The organism is Jiella sp. M17.18 (genome assembly GCF_041027365.1).
GTDB lineage: Bacteria > Pseudomonadota > Alphaproteobacteria > Rhizobiales > Rhizobiaceae > VKMB-3413.
In genome coordinates this window covers 180,111-197,169 of record NZ_JBFTEH010000001.1, presented here as the reverse complement: position 1 = coordinate 197,169, position 17,059 = coordinate 180,111, and the positions used below count along the sequence as shown (strand labels likewise).

At 68.4% G+C, this 17,059-nt stretch carries 15 protein-coding genes; 3 read left to right on the top strand and 12 right to left on the bottom strand.

The window, feature by feature from the left end; all coding sequences use genetic code 11:
- Window positions 1-54 precede the first annotated feature (54 nt).
- Both AB5S17_RS00935 and AB5S17_RS00930 read left to right on the top strand, forming a co-directional pair.
- Window positions 55-2,265, top strand: a complete 2,211-nt coding sequence (locus AB5S17_RS00935) for an FAD-dependent oxidoreductase (protein WP_369235194.1) — start codon at window positions 55-57, stop codon at window positions 2,263-2,265.
- A gap of 115 nt (window positions 2,266-2,380) precedes the next feature.
- Window positions 2,381-3,823, top strand: coding sequence for a phospholipase D-like domain-containing protein (locus AB5S17_RS00930; RefSeq protein WP_369235192.1), 1,443 nt, complete (start codon window positions 2,381-2,383; stop codon window positions 3,821-3,823).
- Window positions 3,824-4,353: 530 nt separating this feature from the next.
- On the opposite strand, the gene AB5S17_RS00925 is transcribed toward AB5S17_RS00930, so the two are convergent.
- Window positions 4,354-4,839: a copper chaperone PCu(A)C gene (locus AB5S17_RS00925; RefSeq protein WP_369235190.1), complete on the bottom strand. Its 486-nt coding sequence runs from the start codon at window positions 4,837-4,839 to the stop codon at window positions 4,354-4,356.
- A gap of 43 nt (window positions 4,840-4,882) precedes the next feature.
- Entirely contained in the window at window positions 4,883-5,542 is a 660-nt protein-coding gene (locus AB5S17_RS00920; RefSeq protein WP_369235187.1) for a cytochrome c oxidase assembly protein, read from the bottom strand.
- Between the two features lie 454 nt (window positions 5,543-5,996).
- On the opposite strand from AB5S17_RS00920, the gene AB5S17_RS00915 reads away from it, so the two are divergent.
- Window positions 5,997-7,658 carry a peptide chain release factor 3 gene (locus AB5S17_RS00915; protein WP_369235185.1) on the top strand — a complete coding sequence of 554 codons (1,662 nt, stop codon included), beginning with the start codon at window positions 5,997-5,999 and terminating at the stop codon, window positions 7,656-7,658.
- A 53-nt stretch (window positions 7,659-7,711) separates the two neighbouring features.
- Here the strand turns inward: AB5S17_RS00915 and AB5S17_RS00910 are convergent, their stop codons facing one another.
- From AB5S17_RS00910 to AB5S17_RS00865, 10 genes are all read right to left on the bottom strand, one after another.
- A complete protein-coding gene (locus AB5S17_RS00910) occupies window positions 7,712-9,322 on the bottom strand; it encodes a CHASE domain-containing protein (RefSeq protein WP_369235183.1) in 1,611 nt (536 codons plus the stop codon).
- A gap of 111 nt (window positions 9,323-9,433) precedes the next feature.
- Window positions 9,434-10,219, bottom strand: coding sequence for an SDR family NAD(P)-dependent oxidoreductase (locus AB5S17_RS00905; protein ID WP_369235181.1), 786 nt, complete (start codon window positions 10,217-10,219; stop codon window positions 9,434-9,436).
- Window positions 10,220-10,288: 69 nt separating this feature from the next.
- Window positions 10,289-10,672 (bottom strand): DUF423 domain-containing protein, encoded by a 384-nt coding sequence (locus AB5S17_RS00900; protein WP_369235179.1) that lies wholly within the window; start codon window positions 10,670-10,672, stop codon window positions 10,289-10,291.
- A gap of 13 nt (window positions 10,673-10,685) precedes the next feature.
- Window positions 10,686-11,084: a monovalent cation/H(+) antiporter subunit G gene (gene mnhG / locus AB5S17_RS00895; protein WP_369235177.1), complete on the bottom strand. Its 399-nt coding sequence runs from the start codon at window positions 11,082-11,084 to the stop codon at window positions 10,686-10,688.
- Window positions 11,081-11,449: a cation:proton antiporter gene (locus AB5S17_RS00890; RefSeq protein ID WP_369235175.1), complete on the bottom strand. Its 369-nt coding sequence runs from the start codon at window positions 11,447-11,449 to the stop codon at window positions 11,081-11,083. The genes mnhG and AB5S17_RS00890 overlap by 4 nt, the downstream gene beginning before the upstream one ends.
- Window positions 11,446-11,919 carry a Na+/H+ antiporter subunit E gene (locus tag AB5S17_RS00885; RefSeq protein ID WP_369235173.1) on the bottom strand — a complete coding sequence of 158 codons (474 nt, stop codon included), beginning with the start codon at window positions 11,917-11,919 and terminating at the stop codon, window positions 11,446-11,448. Before AB5S17_RS00885 ends, AB5S17_RS00890 begins: the two co-directional genes overlap by 4 nt.
- Complete coding sequence (locus tag AB5S17_RS00880; RefSeq protein ID WP_369235171.1) at window positions 11,916-13,607, bottom strand: proton-conducting transporter membrane subunit; 1,692 nt, start codon at window positions 13,605-13,607, stop codon at window positions 11,916-11,918. The genes AB5S17_RS00885 and AB5S17_RS00880 overlap by 4 nt, the downstream gene beginning before the upstream one ends.
- Window positions 13,608-13,613: 6 nt before the next feature.
- The gene (locus AB5S17_RS00875; RefSeq protein WP_369235169.1) at window positions 13,614-13,991 is read right to left on the bottom strand and encodes a Na+/H+ antiporter subunit C; all 378 of its coding nucleotides are present in this window, start codon (window positions 13,989-13,991) and stop codon (window positions 13,614-13,616) included.
- Entirely contained in the window at window positions 13,991-14,410 is a 420-nt protein-coding gene (locus AB5S17_RS00870; RefSeq protein WP_369235167.1) for a Na+/H+ antiporter subunit B, read from the bottom strand. The genes AB5S17_RS00875 and AB5S17_RS00870 overlap by 1 nt, the downstream gene beginning before the upstream one ends.
- Window positions 14,407-16,764, bottom strand: a complete 2,358-nt coding sequence (locus AB5S17_RS00865; protein ID WP_369235165.1) for a putative monovalent cation/H+ antiporter subunit A — start codon at window positions 16,762-16,764, stop codon at window positions 14,407-14,409. The genes AB5S17_RS00870 and AB5S17_RS00865 overlap by 4 nt, the downstream gene beginning before the upstream one ends.
- Window positions 16,765-17,059 lie beyond the last annotated feature (295 nt).

Here is a 17,059-nt window from a genome sequence, read left to right as displayed (position 1 = left end):
TCGAACGAAGAAGTTCTTTGGTTGACGACAGAAATGCACAGGGTGGAGACGGACATGGCGACGGAAAACTTCACGGTCGAAACGGACGGCGACGGCATCGCGACCATCGTCTGGGACATGCCAGGCAAGTCGATGAACGTCTTCAGCGAAGACGTCCTCGGCGAGATCTCCGACATCATCGACCGGATCGTCGGCGACGAGGGGGTCAAGGGCGCGGTGTTCACCTCGGGCAAGCCGGGGTCCTTCACCGGCGGCGCCGATCTCAAGATGATGTCCGGCGTCTTCGACATGATCGCCAGGCGCTCGGCCGACGATCCCGAGCGCACCATCGCCGCCCTGTTCGAGCGGGTCGGCGCCATGTCGCGGGTCTGGCGCAAGCTGGAGACCTGCGGCAAGCCCTTCGTCGCCGCAATCAACGGCACCTGCATGGGCGGCGGCTTCGAGCTCGCCCTCGCCTGCCACGGCCGCGTCGCCTCCTCCAATGCCGCGATGGGCCTGCCCGAGGTGAAGGTCGGCCTCCTGCCGGGCGCCGGCGGCACTCAGCGCGTGCCGCGGCTGACCGATACGCAGGCGGCGCTGGAACTGCTTCTGAAGGGCTCGACGCTCTCCGCCGAGAAGGCGAAGGCGATGAAGCTCGTCGACGAGGTGGTTGCGCCGGACGATCTGCTGGATGCGGCGAAGGCCATGCTGAAGGCCGGCCTCTCGCCCGTTCGCCCCTGGGACGAGAAAGGCTACCGGCTGCCCTCCGGGCCGGTCTACTCGGCGCAGGGCGCGCAGGTCTGGCCGGCCGTCGCCGCGCTCTACCGCAAGGAGACCAAGGACAACTATCCCGCCGCCCGCGCCATCGTGAAATGCGTCTACGAAGGCCTGCTGCTGCCGATCGACGCCGCGCTGCGCGTCGAGCAGCGCTACTTCACCGAAATCCTGCGCACCCGGGAAGCGGCGATGATGGTGCGCTCGCTCTTCGTCTCGGCGCAGGCGCTCGCCAAGGGTGCGCGGCGCCCGGCCGGCATTCCCGACACCAGGCTCAAGAAGGTCGGCGTCGTCGGCGCCGGCTTCATGGGCGCCGGCATCGCCTACGCCGCGGCGACCGGCGGCCTCGAGGTCGTGCTGATCGACCGTGACCAGGCGGCCGCCGACAAGGGCAAGGCGCATTCCGAAAAGCTCGCGGGCGATCTCGTCGCCAAGGGCCGGATGAGCGAGGAGAAGGCGGCTGCCCTCCTGTCGCGCATCACCGCGACCCCCGACTACGGCGCGCTGAAGGACGCGGGCCTCGTGATCGAGGCGGTGTTCGAGGACCGGGACGTGAAAGCCGAGGTGACGAAGCAGGTCGCGGCGGTGTTGCCGAAGGATGCCGTCTACGCCTCCAACACCTCGACCATCCCGATCACCAGCCTCGCCGAGACCTTCGACGATCCCGCCCGCTTCATCGGCATCCATTTCTTCTCGCCGGTCGAGAAGATGCCGCTGACCGAGATCATTCTCGGCGAGAAGACCGGCGAGGCCGCCCTCGCGACGGCGATGGACTTCGTGCGCGCGATCAGGAAGACGCCGATCGTCGTCAACGACTCCCGCGGCTTCTTCGCCAATCGCTGCGTGCTTCGCTACATGAACGAGGCGTTCCACATGGTGGTCGAGGGCGTGCCGCCGGCGATGATCGAGAACGCCGCGAAGTTCGCCGGCATGCCGGTCGGCCCGCTGGCGCTGGTCGACGAGACCGCGGTCGATCTCGCCTTGAAGATCATGAAGGCGACGATCCGCGACCTCGGCGAAGGCGCGGTCGATCCGCGCCATTTCAAGCTGATCGAGACCATGGTCGAGGCCGGCCGGCACGGCCGCAAGGCCGGCAAGGGCTTCTACGACTATCCGCAGAAGCCGGCGAAGAAGCACCTCTGGCCCGGGCTGAAGGAGATGTTCCCGCAGCAGAAGGCGGACGAGGTGCCCTTCCCCGAGCTGAAGGAGCGCTTCCTCGTCACCATGGCGCTGGAGGCGGCGCGCACCATGGCGGAAGGCGTCGTCACCGACCCGCGCGAGGCCGATATCGGCTCGATCTTCGGCTTCGGCTTCGCGCCCTTCACCGGCGGCACGATCAGCTATATCGACGGCATGGGCCTGAAGACCTTCGTGGCGCTCTGCCGGCGGCTGGCGGAGAAGCACGGAGAGCGCTTCGAGCCGATCCCGCTGCTGGTCGAGATGGCAGACCGGGGCGAGACCTTCTACGGCCGCTTCGCGCCGTCCGAGCCCGGAGAGAGCGCCGCCGCCTGAGCGGCGCGACGCGCCGGGCCCGATCCGTCACCGCTCGCCGACCGTTTCCCCTTCACCGTCGGCGGGTGGCCCCTAGGTGGCCATTCTGTTCCCGGGAATAGAACAGGAGGCGCGCTTGGCCGCCGAATCCCTGCTGGCCGAGACGGGCAAGACATGCTGGCGCCGGGAGACGGCGGATCGGCTCGCCGTCATCATCGACGCGGCGGAGTTCTTCCGCGCCGCCAAGGACGCGATGCTGAAGGCGCGGCACTCGATCCTCTTGATCGGCTGGGACTTCGATGCCCGCATCGAACTCGAGCCGGAGGGGCCGACGCTGCCGGGCCCGAACGCGGTGGGGCGCTTCCTGACCTGGGTCGGGCAGAAGCGGCCCGACCTCGCGATCCGCGTGCTGAAGTGGGATACCGGCATGCTGCGCTCGCTCGGCCGCGGCGAGACGCCCTTCTATATGCTGCGCTGGAAGGTTGCGGGCCCTGTGGAGATGCGGCTCGACAGCGCCCATCCTCCGATGTCGGCCCATCACATGAAGCTGCTGATCGTCGATGAGGCGATCGCCTTTTGCGGCGGCATCGACATGACGATGGGCCGGTGGGACACGCGCGAGCACGAGGAAGGCCGCGCCGGCCGGCATACCCCGCACGGCCACCCCCTCGGCCCCTGGCACGATGCGACGAGCTGCATGACCGGCCCCGCCGCCAAGGCGCTGGCGCGCCTCGCGCGCGAGCGATGGACCCGGGCGACAGGCGAGGAGCTCGGCCCCTTCGTGGGCGACATCGACATCTGGCCGGACGATCTGCAGGCCGACTTCACCGACGTGCCCGTCGCGATCGCGCGCACCCTGCCCGCCTATGAGGATGTCGAGCAGACGAACGAGATCGAGAAGGCGACGCTGGCGATCATCGCGGCGGCGCGCGACAAGCTCTACATCGAAAGCCAGTACTTCGCCTCCCGCAACATCGCCCGGGCGATCGCGGAGCGGGTGAAGGAACCGGACGGGCCCGAAGTCCTCGTCGTCAATCCGGATACGGCCGACGGCTGGCTGGAAGCCGAGGCGATGGATTCGGCCCGGGTCCGGATGATGAAGCTCGTCCGCGACGTCGACTCCCACGGCCGCTTCCGGATCGTCTATCCGGTCAACGCGGCGGGGTCGGCGATCTACGTCCACGCCAAGATCATGATCGCCGACGACCAGGTCCTGAAGATCGGCTCGGCCAACCTCAACAACCGGTCGATGGGCTTCGACACCGAATGCGACATCATGATCGAGGCGGCCGGCGAGGCGACCGTCGCGCAAGGCATCCGCGACATCCGCAACGGCCTGGTGGGCGAGCATCTCGGCCTGTCGCCGGAGGAGGTCGGCACCCGGCTCGCGGAAAACGGCGGCTCGCTGATTGCCCTCGTCGACCACTGCGGCAGCGAGGGGCGGCGGCTCGTCGCCCTGCCGATGCGCGAGCTGACCGAAGCCGAGCAGCTCTTCGCCGAATCCGATGTCGCCGATCCCGAGCGGCCGAAGCCGCTCCTCGGGGAGCTCACGTCGGCCCTGACCGGGCGGATCGGGTAAGGGAGCCCGCAAAACAGAGGAAGCCCGGCGGGTCGAAACCGGCCGGGCTCCCGACGTACCGTCTGCCTGTCGCTAAGAGCGTCTCCGGTGAGCATGGGTTCACCGGAAACGCTCTATCGTCTTGTCTCGTCGCATTGTCCGGGCGTGAAAGCCGATCCGGCTTTCACGGGAAATGCTCTAGCGGCAGACCTTCTCCACATGCACGACCTTATGGTGATGGCGGAAGGTGACGACCTTCCTGGTCACGCAGTGAGGTCCCCTGTGAACGACGCGAACGACGTGATGCCGCGGCGCGTCGTGCGTCCGGACGATGACCGTCGCGGCCTGAGCCGAGGCGAAGGAAAGCGACGACGCCATCGTGATGGCGGCGGCAAAAGCCAATCTGCGCATGTGGGTGACCCTCTCGAGGTACAACAAGTCCCTTGCGCCCGCTTTGGGAAGCGACCGGAAACCGGTTCATCCGAAGCCGGGCAAGCTTCTTCTACTCCCGGCGCCGATCGCGCGCTGTTGCCGAACTGCCGCATGGCGGATTAGTCGCTGGCCTCGTCCTCGATCTCCACCGCGACGCTGATCTTGCCGGCTGCGCCGAAGTCCAGGTCGAGGTCGACCGCGTCTCCCTTCTTCAACGTCTTCTTCAGGTTCGACAGGACGATGTGCGCGCGCCACGGCGCGAGCGCGACCGGCTTGCCCGGCGGCAGCGGGATCGCGTCGAGCACCTTGTCCGCGCCGTCGGTGCCGTCGCGCAGCAAGGTCTTTCCGGCGACCGGCGACGACGCGCCGACAAGCGTTGCGGCGCTGGAGTCCATGTTGAAGATCGGCGCGTAGACGACGGCGTCCGCTCCCTTGGCGGCGGGCTTCGCCCAGAGATGGCCGATGGCGAGCTTGCCGAGCGTGTAGCTGTGGGCCTGTGCGGACAGCGGCGCCAGCGCCATGCCGAGCCCCAGTCCCGCCGCAAGGGCGAGTGCGAGCGCCGACGACGGCGCCCCGGCCGGCCGCCGGTTCCTGCAGTTGATCATGCGTCCTGCTCCCTCTCTCGATGCCGCCTGCGTCGGCGCAGGCTCAGCCGCGCGGCGCGTCGTTGGCGAAACCGGCCTGTCCGAGGTTTTCGTCGGACAGTTCCGCGTCCTTCTGCTTGGAGCCGGCGCCGAGGTCGCGCGCCGCGGCGAGCCGCGCCGCCGAGGGATTGTCCTCCTTGTAGAAGGTGTAGGACAGGGTCACGCTCTCCAGCGACGTCGTCGTCGGGTCCTTCGCCATCTGGTCGTCGACGAACAGCACCAGCGGCATCTTAGCGCTCTCGCCCGGCTTCAGCTTCTCGTCGGTGAAGCAGAAGCACTGAATCTTGAAAAAATACGGCGCGGCCTGATACGGCGTCACATTGAACAGCGCATGCGCGACGATCGTCTGGTCGGAGTTGTTCTTGGCGTAATAGTAGGTCTTGGTCGGCTCGCCGTAATGGGTGACGATCTCCGGCTTCTCCGGCCGGAATTCCCAGGGCAGGCCCGCAGCCACATTGGCGTCGAAGCGCACCTTGATGGTCCGCTTGGAGACGGCCTTCGGGACCTGCGCGGCGTTGGTGCGCTGGACCGTGCCGTTGTAGCCGGTCGCGGCGCAGAACAGCTGGTAGAGCGTCGGCGCGTAGGAGACGAGGGTGATCATCCCCGCCAGCACGCAGCTCAGGCAGCCGACGACGACGGCGTTTCTCCCCGGACGCAACCTCATGCCATTCCCCTCCCCGCTGCCTGTCCCCCGCATGACGGCTCCGCTGCCCGAGCGGCCATGCCGCTGCCGCCGCGCGGGCGCGGCAGCTCGCCGCGGCCATCCTCCGGTTCGGCAAAGCGGTGCCGCCTCGACGCGCCCCCGGCCGCCGGAACGCCGCCTCTTTAGACGCCGGGCCACCGGCGGAATCAAGGCCGGACGGGGCGGACATTCCGTCCAACCGGGCTGCCGGGGCGGGGCGTTTCGGCATGGCCGCGGCTCCGCTCCGCTTTCCCCCCGTGCAATTTGGCGCAAGACCGATTATCTCAGCGGCAACGCTGGAACCGTCGTCTGCGTGTCCACCCTGTCGCCGCGCGAGACGCGCACAGGCGTGGCATGACGTTGCGACGCTCACCGACCCTTTGCGGCTGCAGGCGCCCGCAAGCGCACCGACCGCTTTTACCCGGAGACCTTGATCTTGAGCGCGACCCTGCAGTCCGAAGCGTTGGCGAGCGACCAGAGCCCGGCCGAACAGGCCCCGGCGGAGCCGAGGCCGGCCGCGAACGGCACGGGCTTCCGCACCCGCCGGACCTTCGCCATCATCTCGCATCCGGACGCCGGCAAGACGACCCTGACCGAAAAGCTGCTGCTCGCCGGCGGCGCCATCGAGATGGCCGGCGCGGTGCGCTCCAAGGGCGACGGTCGGCGGGCGAAGTCCGACTGGATGGACATTGAGAAGAGCCGCGGCATCTCGGTGACCTCCTCGGTCATGACCTTCGAGAAGCAGGGCATCACCTTCAACCTTCTCGACACGCCGGGCCACAGCGACTTCTCCGAGGACACCTACCGCACGCTGACCGCCGTCGACTCCGCCATCATGGTCATCGACGCTGCCAAGGGCATCGAGAGCCAGACGCAGAAGCTGTTCGAGATCTGCCGGCTGCGCGACATCCCGATCGTCACCTTCGTCAACAAGGTCGACCGCGAGGGGCGCGACCCGTTCGAACTGCTCGACGAAATCGAGGAGAACCTCCAGCTGCAGGTCGCCCCGATGGTCTGGCCGGTCGGCCAGGGCACCACCTTCAAGGGCTGCTACGATCTGTCGAACGGCGACTTCCTCTATACCAGCGGCGCCAACCGCAAGGCCGGGGTCAAGCGCTACAACGGAATCGACGATACGGATTTCGCGGCCTCGCTGCCGGCCGACGTCTACGGCACGTTCCGCGACACCGCCGAACTCGCCCGCGACGGCTATTCCGCCTTCGATCCGGAAGCCTATCGGCAGGGGCACCTGACGCCCGTCGTCTTCGGCAGCGCGCTGCAGAACTTCGCCGTCGACCGGCTGATGGACATCATCGCCGAACACGCGCCCTCGCCGCGCCCGCAGCCCTCCGACACCGGGCCGATCGATCCGGCGGGTTCCAAGGTCTCGGGCTTCGTGTTCAAGGTCCAGGCCAACATGGACCCCAAGCACCGCGACCGCGTCGCCTTCGTGCGGTTCTGCTCCGGCCATTTCAAGCGCGGCATGAAGCTCGACCACGTGCGCTCGGGCAAGGCGATCGCCGTCTCCAACCCGATCTACTTCTTCGCCCAGGAGCGGGCGCTGACCGAGGAAGCCTTCGCCGGCGACGTCATCGGCATTCCGAACCACGGCACGCTGCGCGTCGGCGACACGCTGACCGAGGGCGAGAGCTTCCGCTTCACGGGCCTGCCCGCCTTCGCGCCGGAAGTGCTGCGCCGGGCGCGTCTCGACGACACGATGAAGGTCAAGCAGATGCGCCGGGCGTTGGAGGATCTCGCCGAGGAAGGCCTCGTCCAGGTGTTCCGCCCGTCGATCGGCTCGGACTGGATCGTCGGCGTCGTCGGGCCGCTGCAGCTCGACGTCCTCGCTTCGCGAATCTCCGGCGAGTACAAGGCAGACGTCACCTTCGAACCGGTGCAGTACAGCGTCGCGCGCTGGCTGCGCTGCGACAACGAGGCGAAGCTCGCCGCCTTCATCAAGGACCATGCGATGAACGTCGCGCGGGACCGCGACGGGCGGCCGGTCTTCCTCGCCCGCGACGACTGGGAACTGCGCTACGAGGCCGACCGCAACAAGGACATCATCTTCGACGCGACGCGCGAGATCGTCGGGCAGTAGCAACGGTCGAAGGAGAGGCGGCGGCGGCGGCGCCCGTCATCCGCGCCACACCGTCAGGCGGACTTTCCCTCCGCCCGCCGCGCAAAGGCGATCACCACCCGCAGCCCACCCGCCTCGAAATGGCGCTCGATCGTGCCGCCGAGTTCGCTCTGGATGCTCATGTCGATGAGGCGCGTGCCGAAGCCGCGGCGCTCGGGCTGCGTTTGCGGCACCGCGCCGCCCCGCTCGACCCATTCGATCGCGACGGCGTCGCCCCTGAGAGTCCAGGTGACCGACAGCGAGCCGGCCTGCGAGGCGAGCGCGCCGTATTTCAGCGCGTTGGTCGCGAGCTCGTGGAAGGTCAGGCCGAGGGCCTGGGCGGCGCTCTCTCCGACCTCGACCGGAGGACCGGAGATGACGCAGTTTTCGAGCCCCTCGCCGAAGACCTGCCGCAACTCCCGCGTCAGCAGGTCGGCGATCCCCGCCTGCCCGAGTGTCGAATGCGTCAGCACCTCCTGGGCCGACGCCATGGCGCCCAGCCGCGCGGAATAGCGCTCCATGAAGTCGTCGAGCCCGGCGGCACCGCGCGCGGTCTGGCGGGCGATCGCCATCACTCGCGCGATCGAGTTCTTGATGCGGTGGTTCATCTCGCCGAGCATCAGGTCCTTGCGCGCGAGATTGCGCTCGCCCTCGGCGTTGAGCGCGTCGACGGCCTCGATGCGCCGGGCCTGGACGAGCGTCAGCAGCGCCAGGACCAGCGCCAGGAGAACGCCCGCGACGGCGATCAGCGCCGCGGGATAGCCCGAGCCGGTGCGCCGGAAGGCGCTCGTCGGAGTCATGCGCAAGAGCCAGGTCCGGCCGCTGATGCGCAGCTTGCGCGTTGCGCCCAGCCGCTCGCCCCATTGCGGATCCGGCGGCTCCCCTGAGCTGTAGATCTGCGCGTCCGGCTTCTCCGCACCGTCGAAGACGTCGACATGGATGGGCAGGCGCGCCTTCTTGCCGAACGCGGCCGAGAAGAGGTCGCCGACACGGAACGGCGCGTAGACGAAGCCGATCGTCCGGGCGACGTCACCAGACTTCGCCGCACCCTCTGGAAACAGCGGACGGTAGATCAGAAATCCGCTCTGGCGGTTCTCGTCGATCTCCTGGACGAGGTGGACCGGCGCGCTCGCTCTCGCCTTGCCGTCGTGCGCGGCGGCAATCATCGCCTGGCGGCGGATCGGATCGGAAAACATGTCGAAGCCGAGCGCCGCCTTGTTGCGCGCATCCTGCGGCTCGAGCAGCACGACGGGGGTGCGGATCGGCTGGTCGGTCTTCGGCCAGATCGAGACATCGATCCCGTAGCGGGTCTTCAGGGCGCGCTGCGCCGGCCCCTCCGCTCCCGTCGGCACGGTCATGGCGAAGCCGACCCCCTGGATGCCGTCGTAGTGCCCGGCGAGGTCCAGCCCGTCAACGAAGGCGGCGAAGCGTTCGCGGGAGATGTCCGCCCCCTCGACCGACAGAAACGCATGCGTCGAATCGAGCAGGGAGAGATGCAGCTGCAGCCGCGCCTCGATGCGCGCCACCGCGTCGTCGGCGACCTGCGCGAAGCGCAGCCGGTCGACGTCCTCGCTGGACATCCAGACCTGCGCGGCCAGCGTCAGGCTGATCGCCATCGCGATGGCGAACACCAACGTCGAAATCACTCGCTTTCTCAAGGCGACCTCGTATCGTCCACCGTTCCCCGCGACGGCGGCCTTCCGCCCCCGTAGCAGCCGCGAAAGCGGCTGTCTCTCGCACGGTTGAAGCGAAACGGTTCAGATCATCAACTGACCGCCGTTCACCTCGATTACCTGGCCGGTGATGTATCCCGACAACAGGCCGCTCGCGAGGAAGAGATAGGACGGCGCGCAGTCCTCCGGCGTGCCGAGCCGCTTCAACGGGATGGCCGCGGCCGTCGCATCGAGCTTCTCGCGGCTGGAGTAGCGGCGATGGAAATCGGTCATGATCGTCCCCGGCGAGACGGCGTTGACGCGAATGCCGTCCGGGGCGAGTTCGCGGGCGAGCGCCCGGGTCCAGGTGGATATGAAGGCCTTGGAGGCGGAATAGAGCGAGGAGCCTGGGCTGCCGCCGATCCGCGCGGAGATCGAGGTCGTGTTGACGATGGCGGGCTCCCGCCCCGCCTTCAGCGCCGGCAGCAGCGCCGTCGTCAGCGCCACGACCTGGCGGATGTTGAGATCGAGCACGGCGTCATATTGCGCGGTGTCGACCGTCTCCGCCGGCACCCGCCCGAGCATCGTGCCGGCATTGTTGACGAGGACGTCGAGCCGGCCGTCGAGCAGAGGGACGATCTGTCGCGCGAGGCGCGCGCCGCCGGCCGGCGTGCCGAGATCCTCGGTGAGGAGGACGAGCCGCTCGCGATGCGCCGGATCAAGATCAGCGAGCAGATCGGCCTCCGCATGCTCCAGCGTGCGGCCCGCATGGGCGACGACGCGGCCGCCGGTGGCGAGGAAGGCGCGAGCCACCGCGGCGCCGATGCCCCGGCCCGCCCCGGTGACGACGATCGTGCGGCCGGAAAACAGGTTTCGATCGAATCCCTGCATGGTGATGCCCCCTGCCCGAAGCGCTGGATGATGCGTAGCGGGCGGACGCTTCGGCACCCGCCCGTCGTGTCAGTCGACGCGCGGCCGTTCCCGGCGAGCGAGCAAGCCGATGCCGGCGATCGCGACGAGCAGCCAGGCGAGGATCATCGCCGAGCCGCCCGTTGGCGCGGCGCCCTCGAAAGGGCGCGTGCCGGTCGCCGCAAGCATGGCGAGATCGCCGGAAAACAGGAGGACGCCGAGGATCATCAGGACGATGGCCGCCCCCGATAGCCGCGGAGCCATCGGCTGAACCAGCGACAAGGCGATGAGCGCCGGCGCATGGAAGAGCGCCATCGCCGCCGCGATCGCCACCAGGCGGTTGTCACCGCCATGGGCAGCCACCGCCGCGCCGCCGACGCCGCAGGCGCCGTAGAGACCGGAAAAGACGATGGCGAGGGCGCGGATCGGCTTCATCGCCCGGAACCCGTCATGTCGGCCGCTCCGCCATGGCACCGTCTTCGGGAGCGGGCGTCGCCGTATCCTTCTCGTCGACGTCCAGCGGCGGCATCTCGTCGAGGACCGAGCCCTCCCACATGCTGTAGCCGACGGCGTAGGCGGCCTTGGCGAGAAGATGCGCCGAGATCGGCGCCGTCAGCAGGAAGAAGAACACCGCGGCGATCGCCCGCAGCGTTTCCGGCAGGGCGTCGGACATGATCGCCAGCGCGATCAGCATCATGCCGGAGCCGACCGAGCCCGCCTTCGAGGCGGCATGCATGCGGGTGTAGAGGTCGGGCAGCCGAATGATGCCGAGCGCGGCGATCGCCGCGAAGATCGAGCCGGCGATGATCAGAAGCCCCGCGACGATGGTGCCGATGTCCGCGATCATGACGAGATTCCCTCGTTCTGCGGACCACGACCCGGGTTTTCGAGCGGCAGTTCCTCGACGTCCGGGTCGCCGCCGGTCTTGCCGCGGGCGAGGATGAACCTCGCGAAGGCGACGGTGGCGAGGAAGCCGACGAGGCCGAGTGCGATGGCGATGTCGACATAGAGGGTGAAGCCGGTGTCGATGCCGATGACCGCGATGAAGCCGATGGCGACGGAGGTCAGCATGTCGAGGCCGAGCACCCGGTCCGGCAGGGTCGGGCCGAGGATGATCCGGATCGTGGTGAGCAGGAAGGCGAGCGCCAGGAGGCCGAGGGAGATCGCGAGCGACAGGTCGAGGAACAGGCCGGCGAAGGCGTGCAGGGTCATCGGAACGCCTCCAGGATCATCCGCTCGAAGCCGCCGGCGATGTCGTCGCGGGTGGCGTCCGGGTCGGCACAGTCGATGGCGTGGATGTAGAGGGTCGAGCGGTCTTCGGAGACGTCGACCGAGAGCGTTCCCGGCGTCAGGGTGATCATGTTGGCGAGCAGCGTGATCTCGAAGTCGCGGTCGACCTTGAGCTTGTAGGCGAAGATGCCTGGACGCAGGTCGACGCGCGGCGTCATCACCATCACCGCCACCCGCCAGGCCGAGAGGATCAGCTCCTTGAAGAAGAAGACGAACAGCACGGCCATGCGGTAGCCGCGCCGGATGTAGCCGATCCCGCCGATCTGGCCGCGCGTCAGGAACAGCGCGAAGGCGCCGAGCACGAAGCCGAAGACGAGGTTGAGAAGCGTGAAGGAGCCTGTGACCACGACCCAGACGAGGGCCAGCAGGAGGTTGATGAGATAGAGCGTCACGGGGTCCCTCCGAATACCGAGGAGAGATAGGCCGAGGGGTGGAGGATGCCGGCCGCAGCCCCGTCGGTCAGATGCGCCAGCCATTCCGGCCAGACGCCGGCCGCGACGACGAAGGCCGCGAGCGCCAGGAGCGGAACCAGCGACAGCGGTTTCTCGGGACCTGCGGCCTGGAACCGCTCCGCCTCGATGCGCCGCGCCTCGCTCTCCGATTCGGCGGCGAGCGCAGCCGGCAGCGGCCGCCAGAAGGCGAGCGCGAAGAGCCGCGCGCCGGCAATCGTCAGAAGGAAGCCGGAGACGAGGATCGCCGCCGCGAGCCAGGGCATGTCGGCGGCGATCGACGCCCGCACCAGCGCCACCTTCGGCCAGAAGCCGGAGAACGGCGGCAGGCCCGCCACGGCGAACAGGAAGACCAGCATGATCGCGGCGAGGACCGGATGGCGCCGCCACAGCCCACCCATGTCCGCGAGCGAGGACGAGCCGTTGAGATAGGCCGCGACACCGGCCGCGAGATAGAGGCCGGTCATCACCACGATCGAGTGCAGCGCGTAGTAGATCGCGCCCGACAGCCCCGTCTGCAGCGCGGTCTGTCCGGCGCTCGCCGCCGCGGCGGCCGTCGTCGCGGCGTCGGCGGAAGCCGTCAGCAGCGGCGTCACCACGGTCACGCCCGTCGGCAGCGCGAGGCCGGCGAGGATCGTGCCGATGCCGGCGATGACGACGTAGTTGAGCAGGCGCCGGACGTCGGTCTGCGCCAGCGCGCCGAGGCCGCCGACGATCATCGTCAGCCCGGCGATCCAGGCGATCAGCGGCGCCATGCCGGCCCGCTCCGGCGGAAACAGCATCAGAAGGACGCGGATCATCGCGTAGATGCCGACCTTGGTCAGCAGCCCGGCAAACAGCGCCGACACCACGAAGCGCGGCGTGTGGTAGGACGCCGGCAGCCAGAAGTTCAGCGGGAAGGCCGCCGCCTTCATCGCGAAGGCCACGAGATAGAGGACGGCGAGCGTCGTGATCACGCCGTCGCTCGGCATCTTCGCCGCCTTTTCGGCGATGTCGGCCATGTTGAGCGTGCCGAAGACGCCGTAGAGATAGCCAGTCGCGATCAGGAACAGCGTCGTGCCGACGAGGTTGAGGAAGCAGTACTTCGTCGCCCCGTCGAGCTGCTCGTGTTCCGACCCGAGGATCAGGAGGCCGAAGGAGCCGATCAGCAGCACCTCGAACCAGACATAGAGGTTGAAGATGTCGCCGGTGAGGAACGCGCCGGAGACGCCGCCCATCATCAGGAACAGGAAGGGATAGAAGCCGTAGCGCCGCTCCTGCGGGCTGATCGCCGCGACCGCATAGATGCCGCAGGCGAGCGCGACGAAGCCGGCGACCGCGGCGAAGAGGGCTCCCATCAGGTCGACGGTGAAGGCGATGCCGAAGGGCGGCTTCCAGCCGCCCATCATCATCGTCTGCGGCCCTTGCGCCGCAACCCTCAGAAGCAGCGCCACGTCGATGCCGAACAGGACGAGAAGCCCCGGGATCGCGAGGAAGGGATGCCAGTCGACGCGCCTGCGCAGCATCAGAAGCGCCGCGCCGAACAGGAAGCAGACCGCCACCGGCAGGATCACCAGGAAATCCGCGAGATGCACGGTCCCGAGCACCGTCGCCTGCGCCCTCAGGGCCTCGTGCGAGTTCTCCAGCGCCATCGGCGGTCAGTAGCCGAGGGGCGGCAGCCCCTGGTCCTCGGGTTCGGCGATGCGCATGCGGTCCGTGTCGTCGGTGCCGAGGTCCTGGTAGGCGCGGTAGGCGAGCACCAGGAGGAAGGCGAAGAAGGAGAAGGAAATGACGATCGCCGTCAGGATCAGCGCCTGCGGCAGCGGGTTGGCGACGGCCTGCGTCACCGTCTCCTGGCCCTCCGCGATCAGCGGCGGCGCGATCGGGCCGACGCGGCCGGCGGTGAAGATCAGAAGGTTCACCGCATTGCCGAGCAGCACGATGCCGAGCAGCATGCGGATGATGTGCTTCGACAGGATGAGGTAGAGCGACACCGCGAACAGGCAGGCGACGACGAAGCTGAGCGCGGCCTCCATCAGTCGGTATCCCGCTCTTCGAGGGCGAGCGCAATCGCCGAGATCGAGCCGACGACGACGAGGTAGACACCGATGTCGAAGAACATCGGCGTCGACAGGCCGACATCGCCGCCGAGGATCGCCGGGAAGGCCCAGAGCCCGGTCATGAACTGGGTGCCGAAGACGATCGACAGGCAGCCCGCGAGAACCGCCAGCATCAGACCGGAGCCGGCGATGGCGGTCGGGTGGAAGTAGAGAGCCCGGCGCACCGCGTCCACGCCGCAGGCGATGCCGTAGATCGCGAAGGCCGATGCCGCGATCAGCCCGCCGATGAAGCCGCCGCCGGGATCGTTGTGCCCGCGCAGGAGCACGAAGATCGAGAACAGCACCATCAGGCTGGTGATGTAGGGCGCGGTGAAGCGGAAGATGACCGTTCTCATGGCGTCCTCTCCGACGGGTCGGGCAGCGCCCGCGTGCGGCGGCCGACCCGGATGCGGATCAGCGCCAGCACGGCGAGCCCGGTGGTCATCACCACGGCGATCTCGCCCATCGTGTCGACGCCGCGGAAGTCGACGATGATGACGTTGACGATGTTGTGGCCGTGGGCGATCGCGTAGCTGTAGCGCTCGAAGAAGTCCGACAGGAACGGGTCGAACGGCCGCTGCACCACCGACAGGAGGAACAGGCCGAAGCCGGCGCCGCCGGCCGCCGCGAGCGCCGCGTCCGGCAGGACCTCACGCCAGGGCCGGTGATCGGCGGGCGACAGCTTCAGCCGGGTCATCACCAGCGCGAGGATGACGACCGACAGCGTCTCCACCATGAACTGGGTGAAGGAGAGGTCCGGCGCGCCGAGCAGCATGAAGATCAGCGCCACCGCGAAGCCCTGGATGCCGAGCGAGACGATCGCCGTCAGCCTGTTCTTGGCGACCACCACCGCGATGACGCCGAAGAGGATCAGGCCGAGCACCATCCATTCGTAGAAGCGCAGGTCCGGCATCTTCGGCACGGCCGGGAGCGCGCCGAGCCAGATCATCGGCGCGAGCAGCGCCGCAACGATCGCCGCGACGGTGGCGGTCATGTAGTAGTCGAGCCGGCCGGACTGCAGGAAATGCGTCGCGTGGAAGGACAGCCGGATCAGCCCGCGCATCGCCTGGTCGAAGCCCTTGTCCGGCCCCCAGCCGATCGCGGCGAGCGTTCCGGCGATCGTCCGCCGCAGCCCGGCGGAGGCGAGATATAGGCCGATGCCGATCGCGATCGTCAGGCAGGACAGCGCGAAGGCGAGGTTGAGATGCGGGACGAAGCCGATCTCGAGCGCCACCGCCTTGCCGATCGCCGCCGAGGCCATCGGGCTCGACAGGAAGTGGTGGTAGGTCCCGTAGAACAGCGCGCCGAGCAGCCCGGCGATGCCGAGCACCAGCGGCCCCAGCCAGATCGTCAGCGGCCCCTCGTGCGGATGGTGGATCGTCTCCGGCAGCTTGCCCAGGAACGGCTTCAGCGCGACGATGAAGGCGGCGGCGAACATCAGCGCATTGCCGGCGATCGCCGCGACGAGCACCGCGGTCTGGAAGGCGCCGCCGTCCTCCAGCGCGTGATACATCGTCTCCTTCGACAGGAAGCCGACGAAGGGCGTGACGCCGCCCATCGACAGCGCGCAGAGAACTGCGGCGAGGAAGGTGATCGGCATCGCCCGCCGCAGGCCGCCGAGGCCGCCGAGTTCCCGCGTGCCGGCGCCGTGGTCGACCGAGCCGGCGACCATGAACAGCCCGCCCTTGAAGAAGGAATGGGCGATCAGATAGAGCACCGCGCCTTCGATCGCGCCTTGCGTTCCGACCCCGATCAGCATGACCAGCAGGCCGAGAGAGGAGACGGTCGTATAGGCGAGCGTGATCTTGATGTCGGTGGCGCGGATCGACAGCAGCGCGCCGAGAACCAGCGTCACAGCACCGAAGGCCGGCAGGATCGTCGTCCAGAGTTCCGTACCGCCCAGCGCCGGCTGGACGCGCAAGAGGAGGTAGACGCCGGCCTTCACCATGGTCGCGGAATGCAGATAGGCCGAGACCGGCGTCGGCGCCTCCATGGCGTTCGGCAGCCAGATGTGGAACGGCATCTGCGCCGACTTGGTGAAGGCGCCGGCGAGCACCAGGATCAGGATCGGCGCATAGTAGGCGCTGTTGCGGATGAGGTCGCTCGCCGCCAGGACGTCGCTCATCGAGGTGAGCCCGGTGAGTTCACGGATGGCGATCAGCCCCGCGAGCAGCGCCAGCCCCCCGCCGCCGGTCATCACCAGCGCCTGCACCGCGCCGCGCCGCGCCGCCTCGCGATGATGGTCGAAGCCGATCAGCAGGAACGAGGTGATCGAGGTCAGCTCCCAGTAGACGAACAGGGTGATGAGATCGTCGGCCAGCACGAGGCCGAGCATCGAACCCATGAACATCAGGATGAAGGAGAGGAACCGCCCCTGGTCGCGATGTCCGGCGAGATAGCCGCCGGAATAGAGCACGATCAGCGTTCCGATGCCGGTAACCAGCAGCGCGAAGGTCGACGAGAGGCCGTCGAGGCGGAAGGAGAAGCGGACGGCGAAGGACGGCACCCAGTCGAAGCCGAACAGGAAGACCTTGCCGCCCGCGACCGCGGGAAGCGCGCCGAGAACGATGACGAAGGCGGCGGCTGGCGCGAGCGCCAGCACCCAGCAGGCATGCCGGCCGAGAAGCCGGGTCAGCATCGGAGCGAGAGCCGCCGCAATGAACGGCAGAGCGAGCGCGATGAACCCCGCCGTCGGTTCCAGACCCGTCATTCGCGCTGCGCTCTCCCTGCCCGCTGCCCTTCGCCGAGATCCCGTTCCGGACCAAGGTCGCTCCCTAATAGGGAGGCCGCCTGCTCCGGGCAAGGTCGGCAGGCGCGGACAGGACCGACAGCGTCTGGACAGCTCCGCGCTTGCACGGCCGCGGCCGGATTCCCAACTGCGCCTTCGATGCCGATACGATCGGCGACAATTTTCGGTTTTCCGCTCGCCAATCGGCAAGGTTGCCGCCGCATAAGCGAAGCGGCTGCTGGACCGTTCGCCGGCCACGGAACAAGTTTGGCGGGGA